General features: G+C 61.1%; 20 protein-coding genes and 2 pseudogenes. 17 read left to right on the top strand and 5 right to left on the bottom strand.

The genetic code is table 11. The features are described 5' to 3' along the window. The first annotated feature begins 13 nt into the window (after nt 1-13). The 3 genes from AC245Y_RS10540 (at nt 14) to AC245Y_RS10530 (ending at nt 3,037) form a co-directional block, all read left to right on the top strand. Complete coding sequence (locus AC245Y_RS10540; protein WP_017994107.1) at nt 14-1,207, top strand: D-alanyl-D-alanine carboxypeptidase family protein; 1,194 nt, start codon at nt 14-16, stop codon at nt 1,205-1,207. A gap of 131 nt (nt 1,208-1,338) precedes the next feature. Then, entirely contained in the window at nt 1,339-2,019 is a 681-nt protein-coding gene (tmk, locus tag AC245Y_RS10535) for a dTMP kinase (protein ID WP_017994106.1), read from the top strand. Next, complete coding sequence (locus AC245Y_RS10530) at nt 2,012-3,037, top strand: DNA polymerase III subunit delta' (RefSeq protein ID WP_012757500.1); 1,026 nt, start codon at nt 2,012-2,014, stop codon at nt 3,035-3,037. The genes tmk and AC245Y_RS10530 overlap by 8 nt, the downstream gene beginning before the upstream one ends. A 39-nt stretch (nt 3,038-3,076) precedes the next feature. Here the strand turns inward: AC245Y_RS10530 and AC245Y_RS10525 are convergent, their stop codons facing one another. After that, nucleotides 3,077-3,865 (bottom strand): sulfite exporter TauE/SafE family protein, encoded by a 789-nt coding sequence (locus AC245Y_RS10525; protein ID WP_017994105.1) that lies wholly within the window; start codon nt 3,863-3,865, stop codon nt 3,077-3,079. Between the two features lie 234 nt (nt 3,866-4,099). Between AC245Y_RS10525 and metG the strand changes: the two genes are divergently transcribed. From metG to AC245Y_RS10510, 3 genes are read left to right on the top strand one after another with little or no spacing between them, the layout of a single operon-like run. Further along, nucleotides 4,100-5,650, top strand: coding sequence for a methionine--tRNA ligase (gene metG, locus AC245Y_RS10520; protein WP_017994104.1), 1,551 nt, complete (start codon nt 4,100-4,102; stop codon nt 5,648-5,650). Between the two features lie 4 nt (nt 5,651-5,654). After that, nucleotides 5,655-6,437: a TatD family hydrolase gene (locus AC245Y_RS10515; RefSeq protein ID WP_017994103.1), complete on the top strand. Its 783-nt coding sequence runs from the start codon at nt 5,655-5,657 to the stop codon at nt 6,435-6,437. Nucleotides 6,438-6,441: 4 nt separating this feature from the next. Beyond that, entirely contained in the window at nt 6,442-7,266 is an 825-nt protein-coding gene (locus tag AC245Y_RS10510) for an MBL fold metallo-hydrolase (protein ID WP_017994102.1), read from the top strand. On the opposite strand, the gene AC245Y_RS10505 is transcribed toward AC245Y_RS10510, so the two are convergent. Beyond that, the gene (locus AC245Y_RS10505) at nt 7,256-7,882 is read right to left on the bottom strand and encodes a TerC family protein (protein ID WP_012757495.1); all 627 of its coding nucleotides are present in this window, start codon (nt 7,880-7,882) and stop codon (nt 7,256-7,258) included. The two genes, AC245Y_RS10510 and AC245Y_RS10505, sit on opposite strands and share 11 nt — an antisense overlap. 259 nt (nt 7,883-8,141) lie before the next feature. Between AC245Y_RS10505 and AC245Y_RS10500 the strand changes: the two genes are divergently transcribed. Together AC245Y_RS10500 and AC245Y_RS10495 are read left to right on the top strand one after the other, a co-directional pair. Beyond that, entirely contained in the window at nt 8,142-8,819 is a 678-nt protein-coding gene (locus tag AC245Y_RS10500) for a hypothetical protein (RefSeq protein ID WP_017994101.1), read from the top strand. A gap of 63 nt (nt 8,820-8,882) precedes the next feature. Next, on the top strand, nt 8,883-9,260 hold the full coding sequence (locus AC245Y_RS10495; RefSeq protein WP_017994100.1) for a hypothetical protein: 378 nt from the start codon (nt 8,883-8,885) through the stop codon (nt 9,258-9,260). Nucleotides 9,261-9,317: 57 nt separating this feature from the next. On the opposite strand, the pseudogene AC245Y_RS10490 reads toward AC245Y_RS10495, so the two are convergent. Next, a pseudogene (locus AC245Y_RS10490) lies at nt 9,318-10,578 on the bottom strand (MgtC/SapB family protein). 314 nt (nt 10,579-10,892) lie between these two features. Between AC245Y_RS10490 and AC245Y_RS10485 the strand changes: the two are divergent. Continuing rightward, a pseudogene (locus AC245Y_RS10485) lies at nt 10,893-11,709 on the top strand (universal stress protein). A gap of 84 nt (nt 11,710-11,793) precedes the next feature. Here the strand turns inward: AC245Y_RS10485 and AC245Y_RS10480 are convergent. Then, complete coding sequence (locus tag AC245Y_RS10480) at nt 11,794-12,318, bottom strand: PAS domain-containing protein (RefSeq protein ID WP_017994098.1); 525 nt, start codon at nt 12,316-12,318, stop codon at nt 11,794-11,796. A gap of 298 nt (nt 12,319-12,616) precedes the next feature. Here AC245Y_RS10480 and AC245Y_RS10475 point away from each other — a divergent pair, with 298 nt between their 5' ends. The 5 genes from AC245Y_RS10475 to AC245Y_RS10455 all read left to right on the top strand — a co-directional run bounded on the left by AC245Y_RS10475 (nt 12,617) and on the right by AC245Y_RS10455 (nt 17,014). Continuing rightward, complete coding sequence (locus tag AC245Y_RS10475) at nt 12,617-13,396, top strand: LamB/YcsF family protein (protein ID WP_012757488.1); 780 nt, start codon at nt 12,617-12,619, stop codon at nt 13,394-13,396. 111 nt (nt 13,397-13,507) lie between these two features. Then, nucleotides 13,508-14,215 carry a 5-oxoprolinase subunit B family protein gene (locus tag AC245Y_RS10470; RefSeq protein WP_026157355.1) on the top strand — a complete coding sequence of 236 codons (708 nt, stop codon included), beginning with the start codon at nt 13,508-13,510 and terminating at the stop codon, nt 14,213-14,215. Continuing rightward, the gene (locus AC245Y_RS10465; protein ID WP_017994096.1) at nt 14,203-15,159 is read left to right on the top strand and encodes a 5-oxoprolinase subunit C family protein; all 957 of its coding nucleotides are present in this window, start codon (nt 14,203-14,205) and stop codon (nt 15,157-15,159) included. Before AC245Y_RS10470 ends, AC245Y_RS10465 begins: the two co-directional genes overlap by 13 nt. Before the next feature lie 111 nt (nt 15,160-15,270). Further along, entirely contained in the window at nt 15,271-15,963 is a 693-nt protein-coding gene (locus tag AC245Y_RS10460) for a DUF599 domain-containing protein (RefSeq protein WP_017994095.1), read from the top strand. Nucleotides 15,964-16,123: 160 nt separating this feature from the next. After that, a complete protein-coding gene (locus AC245Y_RS10455; protein ID WP_017994094.1) occupies nt 16,124-17,014 on the top strand; it encodes a LysR family transcriptional regulator in 891 nt (296 codons plus the stop codon). Between the two features lie 6 nt (nt 17,015-17,020). Here AC245Y_RS10455 and AC245Y_RS10450 read toward each other — a convergent pair whose 3' ends face one another. Then, nucleotides 17,021-17,968: an alpha/beta fold hydrolase gene (locus AC245Y_RS10450; protein ID WP_017994093.1), complete on the bottom strand. Its 948-nt coding sequence runs from the start codon at nt 17,966-17,968 to the stop codon at nt 17,021-17,023. 303 nt (nt 17,969-18,271) lie between these two features. Here AC245Y_RS10450 and AC245Y_RS10445 point away from each other — a divergent pair, with 303 nt between their 5' ends. The 3 genes from AC245Y_RS10445 to AC245Y_RS10435 all read left to right on the top strand — a co-directional run bounded on the left by AC245Y_RS10445 (nt 18,272) and on the right by AC245Y_RS10435 (nt 22,383). Next, a complete protein-coding gene (locus AC245Y_RS10445) occupies nt 18,272-18,715 on the top strand; it encodes a VOC family protein (protein WP_017994092.1) in 444 nt (147 codons plus the stop codon). Nucleotides 18,716-18,785: 70 nt separating this feature from the next. Further along, nucleotides 18,786-20,093 carry an epoxide hydrolase family protein gene (locus AC245Y_RS10440; RefSeq protein WP_017994091.1) on the top strand — a complete coding sequence of 436 codons (1,308 nt, stop codon included), beginning with the start codon at nt 18,786-18,788 and terminating at the stop codon, nt 20,091-20,093. Nucleotides 20,094-20,232: 139 nt separating this feature from the next. Next, a complete protein-coding gene (locus tag AC245Y_RS10435) occupies nt 20,233-22,383 on the top strand; it encodes a mechanosensitive ion channel family protein (protein ID WP_012757480.1) in 2,151 nt (716 codons plus the stop codon). The last annotated feature ends 36 nt before the right edge of the window (nt 22,384-22,419 follow it).

Here is a 22,419-nt window from a genome sequence, read left to right as displayed (position 1 = left end):
AATGGAAATTGCGATGCTGAAGCCCGCGCTTCGCCTGCTTGCATGCCTGATGCCGTTCGCCACCGGCGCCTTTGCAGCCGATGGCGGTGCCGCCGGTTTCGCCACCAAGGCGGCGCAGGCCTATATGATCGAGGCCGCCACCGGCACGGTGCTTCTCGCCAAAAACGAGGATCAGGGCTTTTCGCCGGCCTCGCTCGCCAAACTGATGACGATGGATCTCGCCTTCGAGGCGCTGACCAAGGGCCAGATCACGCTCGACACCGAATATCCCGTTTCCGAATATGCCTGGCGGACGGGCGGCGCGCCGTCGCGGACGGCAACAATGTTTGCCAGCCTCAAATCGCGCGTGCGCGTCGAGGACCTGATCAAGGGCGTCGCCATCCAGGGCGCCAACGACAGCTGCATCATCCTCGCCGAAGGCATGGCCGGAAGCGAGCAGCAATTTGCCGTGTCGATGACGCGGCGCGCCCGCGAGCTCGGCATGGAGAAGGCCGAGTTCGGAAATTCCACCGGCCTTCCCGACGGCAAGAGCAAGGTGACGGCACGCGAGATGGTGACGCTCGCCGCCGCCCTCCAGCAGACCTATCCGAACCTCTATCCCTATTTCGCGCAGCCGGATTTCGAGTGGAACAAGATCTTCCAGCGCAACCGCAATCCGCTGCTCGGGCTCGATCTCGGCGCCGATGGGCTGGCAACAGGCTTTGCCGAGGGCGAGGGCTATTCGATCGTCGCTTCGGTTGAGCGTGACGGCCGGCGGCTGTTTGTGGCGCTTGCCGGCATCGCCTCCGACAAGGAGCGGACGGAGGAAGCCAAACGCGTACTCGAATGGGGGCTGACGGCCTTCGAGAACCGGCAGATCTTCGCCGACAAGGAAGTGATTGGTGCTGCCAGCGTCTATGGCGGCACGGCGCGTACCGTCGACCTCGTCGCCAAGGCGCCGGTCAGCGTCTATATCCCGATCAGCAATCCCGACCGGCTGTCGGCGCGCATCATCTATCGCTGGCCGCTGACGGCGCCGGTCAAGCCGGATACCCAGGCAGGAACGCTGAGGATTTTCGCAGGCAGCCGGCTGCTCAGGGAAGTGCCGCTTTATACCGTGCAGGCAGTCGGCGAGGGATCGCTCAGCAGCCGAGCGGTCGATGCCATGCTGGAACTCGGCGAATCGCTGTTCTTCTCCTGGCTCTGGGACAAGCCCGCGCCCGTCTGACGAGCTGTATCCAACGCAATTAGCCGGGAAAGGTGAATATGTCGCCGCGGCGAAAGGTTTTCCTCGGTGATATCTTCGGATAGATAGAAGGAACGAGGCGCTTGCGGCGCCTGGAATGCGGGAAGTTGTCATTGTCATCCGGTACGGGATTGTTCGTTACGTTTGAAGGCGGGGAAGGCGCGGGGAAATCCACGCAGATCCGCCGCCTCGCCGAGGCGCTGAAGGGCGAAGGTCACGACGTGCTGATGACGCGCGAACCAGGCGGATCGCCGGGCGCGGAGGCCGTGCGCCACGTGCTGCTGTCGGGAGCTGCCGAAGCCTTCGGCACGCGGATGGAAGCGATCCTCTTTGCCGCGGCGCGCAACGACCATGTCGAAGAGGTGATCCGGCCGGCCCTCGCATCGGGCAAGGTCGTGCTCTGCGACCGCTTCATGGATTCCTCCCGCGTCTACCAGGGCATCACCGGCAATCTCGAGCCTGATTTCATCGAGACGCTGCAGCGCATCGCCATCAACGGCGTCATGCCGGATTGCACCGTGATCCTCGACATCCCCGCCAAAGTCGGGCTGGAGAGGGCGCAGAAGCGCGCCGCGGCCGATGCTCCCGATCGCTTCGAGAAGGAGCGGCTGGAAACGCACGAAAAACGGCGCGAGGCCTTTCTCGATATCGCCGCCCGCGAACCGGAGCGCTGCCACGTGGTCAACGCCATGCAGAGCGAGGAGGCGATCGCCGCCGAGATCCTGGCGATCGTCCAACAGCTGCTGTCGCCGTCAGGCCGTTTGCGAATGCCGGAAGCCGCCCATCATGAGTGAGGAAAGGCCCGGACTGCTCGACGGCGCCATCTGGCCGGGGGAAAATACCAGGATGTTCGGCCATGCGGAGGCAGAGGCCTTCCTTGCGCAGTCCTACCGGTCCGGCAAGGGCCACCACGCCATCCTGATCGAGGGGCCGGAGGGCATCGGCAAGGCGACGCTCGCCTTCCGCTTTGCCAATCACGTGCTCTCGCATCCTGATCCCCAGACAGCGCCGGAGACGATCGGCGATCCCGATCCTGCCTCTCCGGTCAGCCGGCAGATTGCCTCGGGCGCCTCGCACAATCTGCTGCACCTTGCCCGGCCGGTGGACGAAAAGACCGGCAAGGTGAAATCGGCGATCACTGTCGACGAGGTGCGCCGCGCCGGCAAATTCTTCTCGCAGACCTCAGGCACCGGCAACTGGCGGATCGTCATCATTGATCCGGCCGACGACATGAACCGCAATGCGGCCAACGCCATCCTGAAGATCCTGGAAGAACCACCGAAGAGGGCGCTGTTCCTGGTGCTGTCGCATGCGCCGGGACGGCTGCTGCCGACGATCCGCTCGCGCTGCCTGCCGCTGAAGCTGGCGCCGCTTGCCGACGATGAACTCGTCGCGGCCCTTACCCATCTCGGCATATCAGGCGAGGGCGGGGCGGTGCTTTCGGCCGCCAAGGGCAGCGTCGGCGAGGCGCTGAAACTCCTGAACTACGGCGGCGGCGAGATCATCGCTGCCTATGACGAGATGTTTGCCGCCGAGGGACCGACAGCCCGCAAGGCAATGCATCGGCTGGCCGATGCACTTTCAGGCCGGGAAAGCGACACGATCTTCGATTTCTTCGTCAGCCATGTCGGCGACGACATCATGAACCGCGCGCGCGTAGCGGCCGGCGAGGGACGGATCGCGACGGCGGAGCGGCTGGCCCGGCTCTATTCCGAAATCACCGAGCGGCTGACCATTTCCGATGGCTACAACCTCGACCGCAAGCAGACGATCATCAGCATTCTCGCCGATATCAAGCAGCCGGGCCTTTAAAGCGCGTCACCGCTGACATTTTTCGGCATCGCGCTTTGATCAGCCGGTCAGCAGCTTCAATGCAACGACGGCAAGCGTGGCGGCAAGGACGATGCGGATGGTGCGTTCGTGCAGTTTCGGCGCCAGAAGGCTTCCGATGATGATGCCGGGGATAGAGCCGATCAACAGGGCAAGCAGCATCGGCCAGTCGATCTCGCCGATCAGCCAATAACCGGTGCCGCCGACCAAGGTCAGCGGTACCGCATGGACGATGTCGGAACCGACGATTTCGCGCACATCGAGCCTGGGATAAAGGACCAGCAGGATCGTCACCCCCAGCGCGCCGGCGCCGACCGAGGTCAAGGTGACGAGGATGCCGAGAACGAATCCGAGAATGACGGTGAGGGCGAGTATGGTCGTCGGCTTCGGCGGCGTTCGATCGCCGATGGCGCGGCGTGCCAGCTCAAGGATCGGGCCTCGGAAGACCAGCATGATCGCGGTCATGACGAGAAGCCAGCCGAGTGCCGTGGTGATCGTATTGGTCACGCCGATGCTTTTGCGATCGACGCCGGCTAGCAGCCAGAGCATCAGCAGGGCGGCCGGCAGGCTGCCGGCTGCGAGGCTGCCGACGATCTTCCAGTTTACCCGCCCATGCATGCCGTGAACAGCGGTACCGGCTGTCTTGGTGATCGCCGCATAAAGAAGATCGGTGCCGACGGCGGTGGCGGGATGGACGCCGAAGAGCAGCACCAGCAGGGGCGTCATCAGCGAACCGCCGCCAACGCCGGTAATACCGACGAGGGCGCCGACGAACAGGCCGGAAAGCGAATAGAGCGGCTCGAATGTCAAGCAAGCGCCCCTGACGGCGCGCGGGCACGACCATTCCGATAGATGAAAACTGGCACTTCGTTCTTGTCCCGCCCTCTTTCCCAAGACGGGTAGATTGGGCGAGAAGCTGAGTCAAGTTCACGCCCCCATCGTCCGGAAATCATTGGCGGCGGCGAAACTTGAGGTTTCGCTTGACGGTGACATGCGCTAAGAGCGGCTGACCATTTTTATAGAGTTAGCCGGACATTGGCCGCCATGACAGACAAGACACCCTTCTACATCACCACCGCGATTTCCTACCCTAACGGCAAGCCGCATATCGGCCATGCCTATGAGCTGATCGCGACCGATGCGATGGCGCGCTACCAGCGCCTGGATGGCAAGGATGTGTTCTTCCTGACGGGCACCGACGAACACGGCCAGAAGATGCAGCAGACGGCGCGCGCCGAGGGCATCACCGCGCAGGCGCTCGCCGACCGCAACTCCGGCGAATTCCAGGCGATGGCGACGCTGCTCAACGCTTCCAACGATGATTTCATCCGCACCACGCAGGAGCGCCATCACGAGACGTCGCGCAACATCTGGAAGCTGATGGCCGACAATGGCGACATCTACAAGGACAGCTATGCCGGCTGGTATTCGGTGCGCGACGAGGCCTACTACCAGGAAAACGAGACCGAGCTGCGCGCCGACGGCGTGCGTTACGGGCCGCAGGGCACGCCCGTCGAATGGGTGGAAGAGGCAAGCTATTTCTTCAAGCTCTCCGAATACCAGGAGAAGCTGCTTGCGCATTACGAGGCAAACCCTGATTTCATCGGTCCGGCCGAGCGTCGCAACGAGGTGATCTCCTTCGTCAAGTCGGGCCTCAAGGACCTCTCGGTCTCGCGCACGACCTTCGACTGGGGCATCAAGGTGCCGGACGATCCCGCCCACGTGATGTATGTCTGGGTCGACGCACTGACCAACTACATCACCGCGACCGGCTATATCGAGGACAAGAACGGCCCGCGGGCGAAATACTGGCCGGCCGATGTGCACATCATCGGCAAGGACATCATCCGCTTCCACGCCGTCTACTGGCCGGCCTTCCTGATGTCGGCGAAGCTGCCGCTGCCGAAGCGGGTCTTTGCCCACGGCTTCCTGCTCAACAAGGGCGAGAAGATGTCGAAGTCGCTCGGCAACGTCGTCGATCCGGTCAATCTGGTGAACCATTTCGGCCTCGACCAGGTGCGCTACTTCTTCCTGCGCGAAGTCTCCTTCGGCCAGGACGGCAGCTACAGCGAAGAGGCGATCGGCACGCGCATCAATTCCGATCTCGCCAACGGTATCGGCAATCTCGCCAGCCGCTCGCTGTCGATGATCGTCAAGAACTGCGATGGCAAGATCCCTGAATGCGGGGCGCTCAGCGATGAGGACAAGGCCATGCTGGCTGAGGTCGACGCGCTGCATGCATCGACCCGCGAGGAAATGGGTAAGCAGCAGATCCACCGGGCTCTCGCCTCGATCATTTCGGTCGTCTCCGAGACCGACCGTTATTTCGCCGGCCAGGCGCCGTGGGCGCTGAAGAAGACCGATCCGGAGCGTATGGGCACGGTGCTCTATGTGACCGCCGAAGTCGTGCGCCAGATTGCCATCCTGCTGCAACCCTTCATGCCGGATTCATCAGGCAAGCTGCTCGATCTGGTCGCGGCACCTGCAGACAAGCGCGATTTTGCTGCCCTCGGCGAAGCCGGCCGTCTCACTGCCGGAACGACCCTCGAAGCGCCGACGCCGGTCTTCCCGCGCTACGTGGCTCCGGAGGCTTGAGGCCGTGCTAATCGACACGCACTGCCATCTTGATTTCGCCGACTTCGAGGCGGAGCGGGACGAGATTGTCGCGCGCGCCCATCAGGCCGGTGTTGCGCAGATGGTGACGATCTCGACGCGGGTGCGTAAGCTCGAGACGCTGCTTGCCATCACAGAGAAATATCCTTCGGTGTTCTGCTCGGTCGGCACGCATCCGAACAATGCCGACGAAGAGCTGGATATTGAGACGGAAGACCTGGTGCGTCTCGCCAATGCCCATAAGAAGGTGGTGGCGATCGGCGAGGCCGGCCTCGACTATTTCTACGACACGCAGAAGCCCGAGGATCAGCAGACCGGCTTTCGCCGGCATATTGCGGCGGCGCGCGAGACCCAGCTGCCGCTCGTCATCCACAGCCGCAGCGCCGACGAGGACATGGCTGCCATATTGACCGAGGAAAGCGGGAAGGAGGCCTTCCCCTTCATTCTCCACTGCTTTTCCGCAGGACCGGAGCTGGCCAAGACCGGCGTCGCGCTCGGCGGCTATATCTCCTTCTCGGGCATCCTGACCTTCCCGAAGTCGGAAGAGCTGCGCGAGATCGCCAGGACGATCCCGCATGAGCGGCTGCTTGTGGAAACGGACGCGCCCTATCTGGCGCCGAAGCGCTGGCGCGGCAAGCGCAACGAGCCGTCCTATGTCGTCAACACGGCCGAGGTGCTCGCCGATACGATCGGCCTTTCCACCGAAGAGGTCGCGCGGATCACGACGGAGAACGCTTTCCGCCTGTTCTCGAAGATGCCGAGGATCTAGCGGCGTGCTCTACCGGCGGCGTTTCACCATTCTCGGCTGTTCGTCGTCACCGGGCGTGCCCCGCATCACCGGCGACTGGGGCGCCTGCAATCCCGACAATCCGAAGAACCGGCGCACGCGCGCAGCCTTCATGGTGCAGCAATTCGCACCCGATGGCGGTGTCACCACCGTCGTCATCGACACCGGGCCGGATTTTCGCGAGCAGATGATCAGGTCAGGGGCCGACCATGTCGATGCCGTGCTCTACAGCCATCCGCATGCCGATCATATTCATGGCATCGACGATCTGCGCGGCTATTTTCACAATACCCGCCGCCGGGTGCCGATCTTTGCCGACCAATTTACCATGGACAGGCTGCGGGAAGCCTTCGGCTACTGCCTGGCAACGCCGCCGGGCAGCAATTACCCGCCGATCGTGCTGCCGATCGTCATCGAAAACCTCGACGCGCCCTTGGAAATTCACGGTCCCGGAGGCACGATCGCTTTCCATCCCCATATCCAGCAGCATGGCGACATCCACTCGCTCGGCTTCCGGATCGGCGATGTGGCTTATTGCAGCGATATCAGCGATTTCCCGCCGCAGACCGTCGAGAAGCTTCAGAACCTCGACGTGCTGATCATCGACGCGCTGCAATATACCTACCATCCGAGCCATCTGTCGCTGGAACAGTCGCTCGACTGGATCGGCCGGCTGAAGCCGAAACAGGCGATCCTCACCCATATGCACACGCCGCTCGACTACGACGTAGTGATGGCCGAGACGCCGGACCATGTGGTGCCGGCGTATGACCAGATGAGCTTCGAGACCGAGGTCAGGTTTAAAGCTTGAACCCGCTCGCTTGCACGTAAGGCAGCACTTCGACGCTGCCGCGGTGGATCATGTCGAGCGAGACATAGAGGATGATCAGCAGACCGACATAGGCGATCCAACGATGGTTGGTGAGCAGGCGGGCGATCAGGTTTGCGGCGATACCCATCAGCGCGATCGACAGGGCAAGACCGATGACCAGTACGCTCGGGTGTTCGCGCGCTGCACCGGCAACGGCGAGCACGTTGTCGAGCGACATCGAGACGTCGGCGATGACGATCTGGGTCGCCGCCTGAAAGAAGGTCTTTTTCGGCGCGCCTTCGGCACCTGCCGCCTCGTGGTTCTCGCCATGGCCGGCGCGAAGCTCGCGCCACATCTTCCAGCAGACCCAGAGCAGCAGCAGGCCGCCTGCCAGCAGCAGGCCGACGATCGCCAGCAGATAGACCGCGACGCTGGCAAAGAGAATACGCAGAACGGTCGCGGCCACAATGCCGACGATGATCGCCTTGCGGCGTTGCGTGGCCTCGAGGCCGGCAGCGGCAAGACCGATAACCACGGCATTGTCGCCGGCGAGAACGAGGTCGATAGCGATGACCTGCAGCAAAGCCGTCAGACCGGCCGCGGTAAAGATGTCCATGTGAATTATCCCCAATGCATCAAAGCCGTGCTAGCGTCTCGAAGGTTTTCCGTCAACCGCTGAGGGATTTCGCGAGCGGCGCAATTTGCGACTCTGCGCGCCGAAATGGCAGGCGGCAATGAAACAGCGGGCGATACGGCGGAGCATCGCCATTCCCTTGGAACATTCAACTCAGCCACCGGTTCTTCAAGTCAGGAAGCCAGACGCCCGGCCGAATTTCGTATTGGCGGCTGGATCTGCACATCGAGAGGAGAGTCCCATGGGCACCATTTACAACGATACCAACCCGGCCTTTTCAGGCCCGACAGGCGGCAGCAGCCTTGCCGCATTTTTCGATAACCGATCGGAGGCCGAATCCGCCGTCTCCCGTCTCGAGGACGCAGGCGTGCCGGTTGCGAGAATAAGGCTGATGCCCGGATATGAGGCGGATGGAAAAAATGCCGGCGCAACGAGCGAAGACCGCAGCGGCTTCTTCGACGCGCTGGCGGACTTCTTCTTCCCCGACGAGGATCGCGCGGTCTTTGCAGAAGGCCTGCGACGAGGCGGCTTCCTCGTCCAGGTCAATGATATTGATGACGCGCTCTACGAGACCGTCCACGATATTCTGGACGACGAGGGGAGCATCGACATGGATGAACGCGCTGATCTCTGGTCGTTGGAGGGCAGACAGCAAGGAGCATCCAATACCGGGTTTGTCGGATCGGCGCAGGGCGGCAAAGCCTCGGAAAACCTCGCCGTGTCCGAGAGCGCATTTGACGATGCGCGCCCGGTGGCAATGCGGGACACCGCGCATGGAAGCGCCAAGGTGCGTGCCTATACCTTCCCCGAGCCTGGCACCACGTCATCGGACGAAACCAATCGCCAATGTCAAGACCAGTCCCAAACCCAATCGCAAGGTGGATCTCACCAGAGCCAGGGTTTCCGGCGCGACCATTGAAATCATGAGGCCCGGCCGCAACGCCGGGCCTCATCTCTCGCTCACCTATTCGAGGATACGTCGATGCAATCATCCATCAACCGCCACGGCCTTGCGCCTGACCCCGACGAACTGATCGCGGAAGGCGATCCACCCTTCGCCGACGCCGCTGAGCAAACTGCGCGTGAAAAGGCCGACGAGAGCCTGAACGCCCTGCAACATGAGGTCAGGCTGCTGAATGCCCGCATCGGCGCGCTGCGCGAGGATGCCGAAGCGGCGCTCAAAGCCAAAGCCACATCGGTCGATGCAAGTGCCCATGTCCAGCTCGGCGAATATCCTTGGCTGAAACTTACCGCGGCGATCGGCGCAACCTTCATTGCAGCCAGGCTGGTTCGGCGTCTTCCGCTCGGGGCCATGCTTGCGGGATTTGCCGGTCATTTCTCCGAGGCGAGACCGCGGTGACGATCGTTGATGGTGACTGCCTGATGCGGACGAATATCGTTCCAGACACCGATGCGCTCATGCCAAAACCAAGCCGGCAACTCCGGCCAAGGTCGCGACACTACCTGCGATCGCAAAACGAACCGCATAAGCGATGCTCCCCATACTCGCTGCAAGAACGGTTTTCGCGAGAAGATTGGCGAAAGCGGCGACCGCTATGGCTCGAGCGGCCGCGTCTGCAGGCAGCTGGACGGATGACAGTTTCGCAACAGCAAGCGTTATCGCATCGAGATCGCCCAGTCCTGTGATAAATGCAAGGGCGATCAGCGACTGAGTTCCAAAGCCGATCAAGGTCATTCGCGTCAGGACTGTCACGACGGCGAGAACGAGTGCGAAGCGCAGCACGACCATCACCTCGAGCGGGTTTCGGGGTGAAAAATCGGTGCTGTCATCCGGGCGTTGCAGCAATGCGGCAAAGCCGCCTGCTATGGCGAGGGTGGCAGCAGCCGGAGCGAGTGATGGAGCAAGCTCCCTGAAAACTGCCGGTGCTATGACGCCGCAAATCAAAAGCACGCGGGCGAGAGAAACGGCTCCCGCCAGCATTGCTCCCGCTGAGAGGAGTGGCGAGAGGCCAGGCATCTGCTTCGACTGACGGGCGAAGGAAAGCGTCAAGGCCGTCGAGGAAACGATGCCGCCGCTGGCCCCCGTCAGCAGTATTCCGGCGCGGGCGCCGCTCAGCCTTCTGAGGATATAACCGGCAAAGGAAACGGCTCCCACCAGGATTGTCATCATCCAAAGCTCGAAAGGATTGATTATCTGCCAAGGATCAATCGGCCTATTGGGAAGGATAGGGAGGATGACGATGGTCATCGTCAAAAGGATCAGAGCGGCCCTGAGTTCAAGCCAGGTCAAACGGCGAAGAAATCCATGCAACGGCTCCCGCGCTGCAAGAAGGGCCGTTATGGCCACAGCGCTTGCGGCCGTTACCGTCATATCCGCCACGACCGCGCCAAAGCCCAACGCAAAAACCGCCAGGGCCGCAATGGTGCCGGTGGCGCTGTAATCCTCTTCTTGTGCCGCCTGCATGAGGCTGAAGAGGAGAACGGTGATGCAAAAGAATATAAAGATGGCTGTCGGCAGAATCGGCCCTGTCAGAGGCTGCAGAAAACCGCAGAAGCCGCCGAGGAAACTTGACAGGCCATAGGTGCGGATACCGGCTACTCTTTTGCCCGGAGCAGCCTCACGATCCTGCCAGCCGCGCTCAATACCGACAAGAATGCCGATTGCAAGCGCGACTGAGGCGCTGGAATGCTTCTGTCGTCACCAATGATGTCATCATCCGATGGGTCCAGGCGCGCCGGCCGTTTCATCGAAGGCAGCTGCGCCGTATATGCCATTGCTGTTCATCCGCAAGCTGCTGCCCGGCGGCGTCCGGACGGGTCTGCTCCGCGAAGTGCTGATATTCAATCGCTGATCGCACTTCATCGCTTAGCATAGATCTTTGCCGCTTCGCCCTATGAATTCCGCTTCCTTCCTCATGAGGACGTTCAATATCACGCTCGCGCTTTCGCGGTGGAACGACCTTGATCTTCATCAAAGCGCGGGAGACACCTTTACGCTATGATACCTCCAACCATTGGGAGGACTTCAGCCATGAAAGCGCAATTCCATTTACCGCTGGCCACCTATCCAGACGCAAGCTCCTTCTCGCTCCTTCAGAATGCTGTCGATGTTTCCCTTCACCAACAGGCCGGTTTAACGGCAAGTATACCGCAGATCAGGATCGAACCCGTTCAGCCGCGATTTCCATCACTCCTTGACATAGACAAAATGCGTGCGGAGGCGGAGCGCTTGAGTAAAGACAATGGAACCGTTCTCGGGCAGACGCTCCGTGATTATGCGAAAAAAGCCGAGGTCGAGGTCGAGATCCAGCCATTCGATGTCAGGCAGCCGTTTGTCGCACAAACTCTTGCCGTGCTGTCGCGCGCATACGATCTTTCCATTTTGGAAGCATCTGAACTGATGAGACCGCTGATCGAGAGCGTACTGTTTGAAAGCGGACGACCGCTCCTGCTTTTTCCCGCAGACAATTTCTGCAACCGGATCGATGCTGTTGCCGTCGCCTGGGATGGAGGAGCCACTGTCGCGCGGGCACTGGCGGGTACCAGGTTCTTGCTTGAACGGGTTTCGCGTGTCGTCCTGATTTCCGTCACCGATGACAAGCAGATTGACGAGCGCAGTCGAGATCACCTTGCGGCTGCGCTTCGGAAGGCTGGTCTTGCCGTCGAAATCGCAGCCGTGCAAGCGAAGGGAGACTCACCGGCCAGCGTCATTCAAGGCGCAGCCCTGGAACGCAAGGCAGATTTGCTGGTCGCCGGCGCATACGGCCATTCGAGGCTGCGCGAATTCATCTTGGGAGGGATCACACGATCGCTGTTGACACGCAATGCCCACTGTCCTTTGCCACTAACTGCGGTGCGCGCGGCGCGTTGCCGATAGTAGCAATATCGCCATCATCGAAAGTCTGATGCCACAATCAACGCTTTGGAAGGAATCAATGAACCTGCGCGACGTCTGAAGGCATCGGCTTGGCAAGCTCTTTGAGAATCGCTTCAAGCGCATCGGCCGTCGTCTGCAGACCGGATGACCGCGCAATTTTCAGTGCCGCATTGCAGTGAGCGGACAATTCGTCTTTCTCCCCGTGATCATTCGTCGGAAATACGATGCCCGCATATTGCGACGGGTTTCCGGCTTCATCCCTGAAGCAGCGGCCCAAGGCCGCGACGGCGACTATTTGCCCGCTTCGATCAAATACCCGATAATCACAGCGATACGGATTTCCGGTGATCACCGATTCTGAAATCGCCTTGGCGACAGATGGCTTGTCGTCCGGATGAATCCGGTCGAGGTATCTTATGACCGGCAGCCCCGTGAGAGTCTCTTCGGGATCAAGCCCAAAGAGGTTTGCCAGCGCCGAATCCGCATAAACCTTGTCGGTCGCCAGCTCCCAGGTGAAAATGCCCGGCTCGTCGGTAAAGGAAAATTCGGACGTTCCCAAAGCTCTGTTGACAAGACTCATTTCGTATCCCCGGTCTGCACGCCAATGCCGCCGGGTGGCTAGGTCCCCCGGTTCTTGAGAGAAACCGACGCGCTCGATCAATGACAGGGCGGTCGACCATTCATTCCCGATCTTAGCCGCGTTTCCATCGGACGCAACTGCAAGGACATTTGGAGCCCAGACCGCCAAACACGCTCGTGGCGCGCGGCCAGCAGCGTCGTTTTCTTGACGCGCACGGCGAAGGTGTGCTCCACCTCGGCTTCGACGTTCCAGCATGCGACGAAGCTGACAAGACCAGCGCGAAGGGTTGACGGAAATTATGACGAAAATCGATCTCAATTCTGATCTGGGGGAGGCGTTTGGACCTTGGCGCATGGGCGATGACAAGGCGATCCTTGACGTCGTCACCAGTGCGAACATCGCATGTGGCGGGCATGCCGGGGATCCAGCGACCATGGTGGAGACGCTTGCCCTCGCAAGCGAGCGGGGTGTCGTCGCCGGAGCCCATCCGGGCTTTGCAGATCGCGAGGGTTTCGGACGACGGCTGATCCCCTTGAGCATCCGGGAAGTGGAGCAGCTTGTCGCAACGCAGACAGGGGCGCTGATGGGAGCTGCAGCCCTGGCGGGCGCCCGCGTCCGTTACATCAAACCGCACGGGGCACTCGCCAATTGGGCGGCCGACGAACGGCCGGTCGCCGACGCCATCATCCGCGCAACCCGAGCGGTCTCGCCGGAACTTGCCATACTGGCGATCTCCGGGACAGAGCTGCAGCATGCGGCCCGCGATGCCGGGATGACCGTCTTTAGCGAGATTTTTGCCGACCGCGGCTACCTATCCACGGGTCGGCTCGTTCCGCGCAACTTGCCGGGAGCGATGATCGATGATCCCGCAAAGGCGGCAGCGAGATTGATCGGATACCTGTCCAGCGGCCTCATGCCGACGGTCGACGGCGTTCCGATCCCTCTTAATGCGCACTCGATTTGCGTTCATGGGGACAGCCCAGGAGCACTTGCCATGGCTGTCCACGTACGCCGGGAATTGCAGAAGGCAGGCATCGAGGTGGCACCATTCCTCCAACCGACACAGGAAAACAGGTGATGGCCAAAGGCAACCTCGTCGCCCAGGTTACCGTTACCGATCCGGACGCCTATGGGACCTGCGCGCCGGCCGCAGATGCGGACTTCATTCTGATCGAAGGCGCCGACTGACGTGTCACAGGACCCCTCCGCATCGTCCGGCAGCGTTCCGAACTACCGCCCGGTGGGCGGGCACGCGTTGCTCGTCGAATTTGGCGCGACCATCGATAAGCGGATCCACGATCAGGTCGTCAAGCTGGACGCCGCCTTGAAGGCGGCACCCTTTCCAGGATTCGTCGAAGCCGTTCCGGCCTATGCAAGCATTCTCGTATGCTTCGATCCGCTTATGGCCGATCACCGGACGACGGAGGTGGCCATTGCCGAGCTTCTGGGGGCCGAGGTTCCAGAGACGATTGGAGCGATGCGCGAAGTCGAAGTTTGCTACGATCCTGATCTTGCGCCCGATCTTGCCTCCATCGCCGAGGCAAGCGGATTATCGCCGGAAGACGTTATATCCGCCCATCTCTCCGGCGACTACAGCGTCTTCATGTACGGCTTCGCTCCGGGATACGCTTACCTTGCAGGCGTGCCCAAAGCCATTCAGCAGCCGAGGAAGCCGGCGCCTATTCGCGGCATCGCCGCCGGAAGCGTGCTAATCGCCGGTCCGCAGTGCCTGGTCAGCACGCTCACCATGCCGACCGGCTGGTGGATCATCGGCCGCTCGCCGACGAAGATCCTCGATGCCGCGTCCAACGACCGTCCGTTCCTTTTCGACGTCGGCGACACGGTGCGTTTCCGCCGCATATCGAGGACCGAATTCGACGCGAGGTGCCTTGCATGAGCCAAGCCGTCCTTGCAATCAACTTCGCGGGTCCTCACGTCGCGGTCCAGGACGGAGGACGCCACGGATTGATGCGTTACGGCGTTCCGGCCTCTGGTCCGATGGACAGGATCTCGTTTGCCGCCGCTAACGTCGCCGTCGGCAATCCTGCCGGTCAGCCCGCAATCGAAGTCTCCATGCGCGGCCTGGTTCTCGACTGCCTGTCGGGAGACGTTACGTTTGCCGTCGCCGGAGGAGGCTTCATCGTAGAGCATGCCGGTGACAAGCGCGGCGCATGGATGGTCGCCACGCTGAGGGCCGGGGAGCGGCTGGCAATCCGCCCGGGACATTGGGGAAGCTGGACGTATCTGGCCTTCGCCGGTCATATCGAGGCGAAGACCTGGCTGGGCAGCATGTCGACTCACAGTCTTTCCGGCCTCGGCGGAGGGCGCCTTGCAGCCGGTCAGACGGTCACTCTCGCCGATCCGGACGTGCGGGATGATCGAAATGGTCCGATCACATGTCCGGTCATCGCAAGACCGCGATCCGAGCTGCGTGTGGTGGTCGGTCCACAGGATCGGTTCTTCTCGAAAGAAACCTTGTCGAATTTCCTTTCATCGCCTTTCCGCCTGAGCGACGCCTATGACCGCATGGGCGTACGCCTCCAAGGTCCGTCGCTTGCACCAAGCGCTGCGCTGGACATGCCGTCGGAAGCGATCGTGCGGGGTTCGGTGCAGGTGGCCGGAGACGGCGTCGCCACCATTCTGCTGGCCGATCACCAGACGACCGGAGGCTATCCCAAGATCGCCACGGTGGTGGATTCGGATCTGGACGCTTTCGTCCAACTGCGCCCACGCGACCATGTCGGCTTCCTGGCCGTGACGCCGCAACAGGCGATCGAGCACATTCGGCTTCGTGCTGCGACGATGTCCCGTTACCTCGCGGCAGTCCGCGATGGACCATGACGCGCGAACATAGACGTGTCGATCTGAAGGGTAAAGCGGCGATAGACGCTTGGAGCTGCCGTTAGCTCGAAGTACTGTTCAGAAAAAATCCACATTCGGTTCGGGGGCACCATGGATTTTCTGAACATCGCGGCGATCGTTTTCTTCCTTCTCGTCTGGGTGGCGGTCGAGCCTTTGATGGCAGCGGGGTGGCCGAGGAAGAACGACAGCCTTTCCGTTGACATGGTGCGCATTCGCGCCGCCTGGATGCGGGAGGTTCTGACGCGCGACAACAACTTCATCGGTGATGCCGCGATCCTTGGGCACACGATCAATTCGGCGTCCTTCTTCGGCTCCGCCAATCTCATCGTCATCGTCGGGCTCAGCGGCGCGCTGTTCATGGAGCCGAACTACGGATCGGGTGGTGGCTTGATCGCGATGTTTGCGGCCCAGGACCCGGCGTGGTTTTTCCAATGCAAGGTCCTCCTGATCATAGCGACGCTGCTGCGGGGCTTGTCCGATTTCATCTGGGCGGTCCGGCAGATCAACTACTGCCTGGCGGCGATCGGGGCCAGCCCATCCCGCGATGAAGAGAGGGACATCGCCGGCTGGACGAACGCCCTGACCCTGGTTTTGAACCCGGCGCTTCGATCGTTCAGTGTCGGCGTCCGGTCTTATTACTTCACCTTCGCAGCCGCCTTCTGGTTTCTCGGGCCAATCCCCTTCGCTGTTGCGACCATCCTGAGCGTCGGCATTTTGATCTGGCGTCAATCCTGGTCGGATGCCGCAAAGGGGATCATGGCCATACGCAAGCTGCTTGACTAGAACAGGATGATTTTAGGCGCGGTCGACCTAGAATTTGAATCCTGTTCTAAATCTGAGAGTTAGAGCATGATGCCGTTCGAAAACGCGCACACTTTTTGCAATCATGTTCTAAAGCCTAGCCTTAGGCTGGGTTGCACATAAGCGGTATTGGCGGTGTCCGATGGATCGTCTCGAAGCGATGCGCATGTTGCTGGCCGTCGTCGACGCCGGAAGCATCTCGGCCGGCAGCAGGAAGCTCAACGCGCCTTTACCCAGCGTCAGTCGCAAGGTGGCCGAACTTGAACGCCATCTTGGGGCGAACCTCATCGTTCGCACCAGCCGTAATCTTCAGCTTACCGATGCGGGGCGCGACTATGTCGACGCCGCCCGAAAGATCATGGCGGATCTGGAGGAGGCAGAGCGAAGGGCGTCCGGGGAATACCAGACACCCAGAGGCGTGCTGACGATCACGATGCCGGTCGAATACGGGAGCCGCTACATCCTGCCCGTTGCGCTGAGCTTCATGGACAAATATCCCGAGGTATCGCTGAACCTACTGTCGCTCGACCGCACGGTCGATCTCGTGGCCGAGCAGGTGGATATCGCGATCCGTCTCGGCAACCTCGCCGACAGCTCGCTCCATGCCGCCAAGGTCGGGGAATTCCGTCTGATGACCTGCGCGAGCCCTGCCTATCTCGAGCGGCATGGCATGCCGGAGCGTCCCGGCGATCTCATCGATCGCGACGGGATCATCTTCAACAAGCGGACATTCTTCTGGACCTTCGACGTCGACGGCACGCCGATTGAGGCGGTGCCCCGCAACCGGCTCGAGGTGAATACGGCGGCGAACTGTGTTGCGGCGGCCATCGGCGGGGCGGGGATCGCGCGGCTATTCGACTATCAGGTTCCCGACGAGCTGGCGTCCGGCACGCTTGTTCCCATCCTCCGCGATTTCGACGGTGCGCCGCAGCCTATTCATATCGTCTACGCTCGCCAGGGGATTCTCGCCTTGAAGGTACGGGCTTTCGTCGACTGGGCATTGCCGCGGCTGCGCGCGTCATCACAAAAATAACAAACATTATCTGAATGATGTACGGATTTCTTTAACCGTTTGTTTCGAAGTCTGAAGATGCGGAAAGTGGCCGATGCCTGGCAGGACGTCGAGTTGTGCACCGATTTTGCCAGCGAACTCGATGCCCATCTCGCTGCTGATATAGATGTCCTTCTCGCCCCAGATCACCTTCACGGGCGTCTTCAGCCGGGTGAGGTTGGCCTCGAGATAGTGCTGATCGCGGGTGAAATTCGCGTAGTAATGAGCGAAGGCATCCGCTGAAGTCATCCCGTCAAGGCTCCACGAACGGGTCATGTCCTGCTGGACGTCGATCGGCAGATCGAATTGTTCAGCGGGTGAGAGGCCGCGCCTGTGCACGTTCTCGAGGATCTCGTCGCTGGTCTTATTCATGTAGGCACGGGTCGGCGAAGCGGTCGGCTCGGCTTTGAGGTTCTGCAGGTTCTCCCACATGTATTGCGGCCGATCGAACGGCGCGAAGTCTCCGACGATGATCTGCCTGGCGATCGTCGGCTCGTCGAGAGCAAGCAGCAGGACGGGCAGGGCACCGATGTCAGTCGCGTAGATCAAGAGGTTCGACCGATCGATGCCTGCCCGTTCGATATAGGCCTTCAACACCTGGGCGTACGCCCTCGGCGCATAGGAAAACCGTCCCGAAGCCGGGCGCGACGACTGCCCGTAGCCCGGCCAATCGAAGGCATGGACGTCGTAGTCGAGAGCAAGCGTTGTCGCGATGTCCTTCCACACCGTCAGTGTTTCCGGAAATCCATGCAGGAAAAGCACGGTACCTTTTGGAGCGGCGGTGCGGACAACCATCCTCCTCAGCGTCAGGATCTCATTGATCTCGATGAAGCCGACGGCGTCGCGCGCGGCTTGCGTGAAAGCGAAGGCTTCAGGCGTGTGGGAAGACGGAGTTGTCGCGACTGAGGCAGCATTTACGGTTTTGTCCCTAGACATAGGATGTCCTTTCTGAACGACGATCAGCCAAAGCCCAAAGAGCCGGCTGTCTCCACAAATAATTGGGCACGGCGTCAGCTCGCGGTAGCCGGAGAAAGCGAGAGGAACCCTCTCGACGGCGGCAGCGCTGCAACCCGCTGCCCAAGGCTGACATCTGAACGAGAGGGTGCCTCTCACTTTCCCGAGGTGCCGGCCGGCCGTCGACCCGCCCAAATATCCACCAGCCGCCGATTTGAGACAGCTCGTTGGCGTTTGCTTGCGGAAGGCAGAGCGTCGGCCGCGACAACATAAGGAAGAACTGATATGACTGACTTTACCCAAAGCAGACAAGTTGCGGCCGCCCCCGACAAGGTCCGCGGCCTCCCGGGCCACGCCACTGTCGGCACGAACGATCTGGATGCCGCCTCGGTATTCTACGACAAGCTTCTGGCCGTGTTCGGGATCGGACGAGTCCTCATCCAACCCAACCGAGCCATCTACTACGGTCATCGCACGCTCGAATTCGGCATCACCAAGCCGTTCGACGGGCGCCCTGCCACCGTCGGCAACGGTGGAATGGTTGCTTTCGAAGCGCCGTCCCGTTCAAAGGTCGACGAAGCCCATGCAACTGCATTGGCGGCGGGCGGCTCGGACGAAGGAGCTCCTGGTCCGCGTGGCGAGAACGGTGCGGGTCCTTACTGCGCATATTTTCGCGATCCGGAAGGCAACAAGTTTCTGATCTTTCGTTCCGGCGCCGACGCGGCCTGACGTTTTCGGCATTGAAGCGGGGCAGGGCCATCGTTTTCCTCTCCTCGATATCACGAAAGGACACGGCATCATGGCAATGCTGAACGTTTTGAAACACCGCGACGTATCGCGCCGCTCGCTGCTGTCAGGCTTTGCCGCGGCCGGCATAACCGCTGTTCTCCTTCCGCGCGCGTCCGACGCCGCTGATGTCGTTGTCGCGTCCGAGGAGATCCGACCGTTCAAGGTTGATGTCTCCGAGGCGGCTCTTACAGACCTCAGGCGGCGTCTTGCCGCGACCCGGTGGCCCGACGGCGAAACCGTTGTGGATCGCTCACAGGGTGTGCAGCCCGACAGGCTGAAGGAACTGGTGCGCTACTGGCAGTCGTCCTACGACTGGCGGAAGGCGGAGAACAGATTGAATAGCTTTCCGCAGTTTCTCACCACTGTCGACGGACTGGACATCCATTTCATCCATCTCCGTTCCCGTCATGAAAACGCGCTGCCGCTGATCATGACCCACGGTTGGCCAGGTTCGGTCTTCGAGCTGCTTAATGTCATCGGGCCGCTCACGGATCCGACGGCGCATGGCGGCACGGCTGAGGATGCCTTCCATCTGGTGATCCCTTCGATTCCAGGATTCGGCTTCTCCGGCAAACCACCAGCAACAGGTTGGAACCCCCAGCGGATAGCGGCTGCCTGGGACGTGCTGATGAAGCGACTGAACTATAACCGCTATGTCTCGCAAGGCGGCGACTGGGGCGCGATCATCAGCGACGCCTTGGGTCGCCAGGCACCGGATGGGCTGCTCGCAATCCACGTCAACAGGGTCGAACGCGCCACGACGTTTCCAGCGGACGCAGCGCAGGCTCTCAAAAATGGAGGGCCAGCTCCCGATAGCTTGTCTCAGGATGAGAAGGTCGTCTTCGACGAGGCTCGGGACTTCCTCAACAACGGCTTCGGCTACGCAGCGATCATGAGCACACGGCCGGAGACGATCGGTTACGGCATTTCGGATTCTCCAGTCGGCCTCGCCGCCTGGCTTTACGACAAGATCGCCGACTGGGTGTATACACGCGGCGATCCCGAACAGGCTCTTGGCAAGGATGCGATCCTCGACAACATCACACTATACTGGCTGACGAACACCGGCCCTTCCAGCGGTCGCATCTATTGGGAAAACGCCATGTCGGGCGCCAAGCTCACGGAAGTCAAAGTCCCGGTCGCCGTCACAGTGTTCCGTGGCGAGGTCTACAAGCCGCCAAGGCATTGGCTGTCGAAAGCCTATCCGACGCTCATCTACTACAACCGCGCTTCCAAGGGCGGTCACTTCGCCGCCTGGGAGGAGCCAGAACTCTTCAGTCAGGAGATCAGGGAGGCCTTCAGAAGCTTGCGGTCTTAAAGCCGTCCGGCCCTTGGTTCGCAGTCTGCGTCCGCCAGACGGGTTCGTCGATTGACGTTGGTCGTGCAACGCTTCACAAAGTCCGAAGTTTCGACCAACCCAGCAAAAGCGACGACACCGTCGCGGGGACCACGACTATATGCGCATCAACGACGACCGTCATCCCCGCCGAGGAGTGTGCGCATTCCTGACGGTGGTATTTTCAACGCTTCTGCTGGCGAGTGCAAACCCCGCATCGGCGGCTGAGCCGACAAATTCCTCGGCGCCGATCCGGGTCATTATCGAATTGCCGAATGATGATTCCGGACGAGCGCTGGTCAATCGGATCGTTCCGGGCAATCAGGAACCGGCGCAGCCGGTAGCAGTCTCGCAAGAGGCGGCACCGACGTCGATTGCAACGTCACTACAGGATTTGCGCCAGAGGTTGCTCACACTCGTCGGTGCCGTTCCGACCCTTCCCGGGCAGATCCAGTCGGCGATCCGGGTCTTCCAAACGGATGATCGTATCGAACCGGTCGGCCTGATCTTGGCGGTCATACTCTTCGTCGCAGGCGGGTTCGTTGCGCAGCGCCTTGCCTGGTGGTCAGGGCGAGGGCTGCTCCATTTCGTGCTGAACGCGCCTGCCGACACAGTCCGGCAGCGGATCAGGCTCCACGCCGCCCGGCTTTCAATGGGTCTTCTGGCGTTGGTCGGTTACCTGATCGGAAGTCTCGGCGCGTTTATCCTCTTTCCATGGCCTGCCGTGTTTCGCGATATCGCCCTCATTCTGCTATCAGCGGCGCTCATGGTGCGCCTTGGCGTGCTCGTGGGCCGTATTGTCATCGCACCAGGCGCCCGCCTGCCGCATATGCGGCTTCTGACGTTGGTCACCTCACTTGCCTGGTTCTGGTACTACTGGCTCCTCGGAATCGTCGCTGTGCTGGCGGCTGGCTGGGCCGCTATTGAAGTGATCGGGACGATCGGGGCTTCACCCATCTTGGTCGACCTCTTTACCGCAGCATGGCTCGGTGTCGTTTCAATCGCTCTGATCGTTATGATCTGGCTGCGGCACTTTCGTTCCGACGGGCCGCCGGTGAGCCGGCTGGTCTGTGTCGGCTTCAGCGCGAGCATCATAGTATCGTGGCTGTTGTGGGTGTCCGGGCTCCACGGGGCATTCTGGACGGTGGTCATCATTACGCTTCTGCCTCTTACCGTTGCGGTGGCTCGTGATATCATTCGGCGCATTATTCAATCCGGGGAGGGGCAGGCGGTCGAGGATCCGGCCATCGTCGGATGGTCTGTTGTCATCATGCAAACGCTGCGGAACGGCCTCATCGTGGTCGCCGCGCTGCTCATTGCCCGCGCGTGGAATGTCAATCTCAGTGATCTCGCCGCAGCCGAAACGGTGACCACGCGTTTGATCCGCGCAGGAATCCGCATCGTTATCGTGCTGCTGGTGACCGACGTTATCTGGAAGCTCGCAAGCACGTTGATCGACAGTCAGATGGCGGTGGCGTCGCGAAGCGTGCAGGCGGGGCATCAGGAGGGACCCGACGCACGCCGGCGTCAGCGGTTGAATACCCTCCTTCCCATTCTTCGCAATGTGCTGTTTCTGGCGATCGGCGCTGTCGGCTTCCTGATGATCCTGGATGCCGTTGGCATTCAGATCGGACCGCTGCTGGCGGGCGCCGGGGTCGTCGGCATAGCCGTCGGCTTCGGTGCCCAAACACTCGTCAAGGACATCATCTCCGGCGTCTTTTATCTGTTCGACGATGCCTTTCGCATCGGCGAATACATCCAGGCGGCGAAATATAAGGGGACGGTCGAAGGTTTCTCGCTGCGATCGATCCGCTTGCGCCATCACCGCGGCCCGGTCACCATCGTTCCCTTCGGCGAACTCGGCGCGGTGCAAAACCTCAGCCGTGACTGGGTCATCGACATCATTACGCTCACCCTGAACTATGACAGCGACCTCGAGGAGGTCCGCAAGACCATCAAGCGCATCGGCGTTGAGCTTCTGGAGGATGCCGAACTCGGGCCTAACATCATCGAGCCCTTGAAAATGCAAGGGATCGAGCAGATGGCCGATTATGGTGTGCAGATACGGCTGAAGTTTATGACCAAACCCGGCGAACAGTTCGGCGTTCGCCGAAAGGCCCTTGCCATGCTCAAGAAGACATTCGCGGAAAAAGGCATCCAGTTTGCAACGCCGACCGTTCATGTTTCCGGCGGTCCCGCCGATGCAGCGGCAACCGCCGCCGCCTCGGAGCTGCAAAGACCATCGAAAGTCATCTCGACACTTGAGGAATAGCCGCGGCGAGCCCCACGTGCTTGCTTTCCATCAAAT

This window comes from Rhizobium sp. SRDI943 (assembly GCF_057653695.1).
This window is presented reverse-complemented; position numbering and strand designations above follow the sequence as displayed.

Bases quoted from the DNA above. Each gene is read 5' to 3' on its own strand.
- AC245Y_RS10540 (WP_017994107.1), top strand. From the start codon at position 14: ATGCTGAAGCCCGCGCTTCGCCTGCTTGCATGCCTGATGCCGTTCGCC.
- AC245Y_RS10530 (WP_012757500.1), top strand. From the start codon at position 2,012: ATGAGTGAGGAAAGGCCCGGACTGCTCGACGGCGCCATCTGGCCGGGG.
- metG (WP_017994104.1), top strand. From the start codon at position 4,100: ATGACAGACAAGACACCCTTCTACATCACCACCGCGATTTCCTACCCT.
- AC245Y_RS10505 (WP_012757495.1), bottom strand. From the start codon at position 7,882: ATGGACATCTTTACCGCGGCCGGTCTGACGGCTTTGCTGCAGGTCATC.
- AC245Y_RS10500 (WP_017994101.1), top strand. From the start codon at position 8,142: ATGGGCACCATTTACAACGATACCAACCCGGCCTTTTCAGGCCCGACA.
- AC245Y_RS10495 (WP_017994100.1), top strand. From the start codon at position 8,883: ATGCAATCATCCATCAACCGCCACGGCCTTGCGCCTGACCCCGACGAA.
- AC245Y_RS10480 (WP_017994098.1), bottom strand. From the start codon at position 12,318: ATGAGTCTTGTCAACAGAGCTTTGGGAACGTCCGAATTTTCCTTTACC.
- AC245Y_RS10475 (WP_012757488.1), top strand. From the start codon at position 12,617: ATGACGAAAATCGATCTCAATTCTGATCTGGGGGAGGCGTTTGGACCT.
- AC245Y_RS10460 (WP_017994095.1), top strand. From the start codon at position 15,271: ATGGATTTTCTGAACATCGCGGCGATCGTTTTCTTCCTTCTCGTCTGG.
- AC245Y_RS10455 (WP_017994094.1), top strand. From the start codon at position 16,124: ATGGATCGTCTCGAAGCGATGCGCATGTTGCTGGCCGTCGTCGACGCC.
- AC245Y_RS10450 (WP_017994093.1), bottom strand. From the start codon at position 17,968: ATGTCTAGGGACAAAACCGTAAATGCTGCCTCAGTCGCGACAACTCCG.
- AC245Y_RS10445 (WP_017994092.1), top strand. From the start codon at position 18,272: ATGACTGACTTTACCCAAAGCAGACAAGTTGCGGCCGCCCCCGACAAG.
- AC245Y_RS10440 (WP_017994091.1), top strand. From the start codon at position 18,786: ATGGCAATGCTGAACGTTTTGAAACACCGCGACGTATCGCGCCGCTCG.
- AC245Y_RS10435 (WP_012757480.1), top strand. From the start codon at position 20,233: ATGCGCATCAACGACGACCGTCATCCCCGCCGAGGAGTGTGCGCATTC.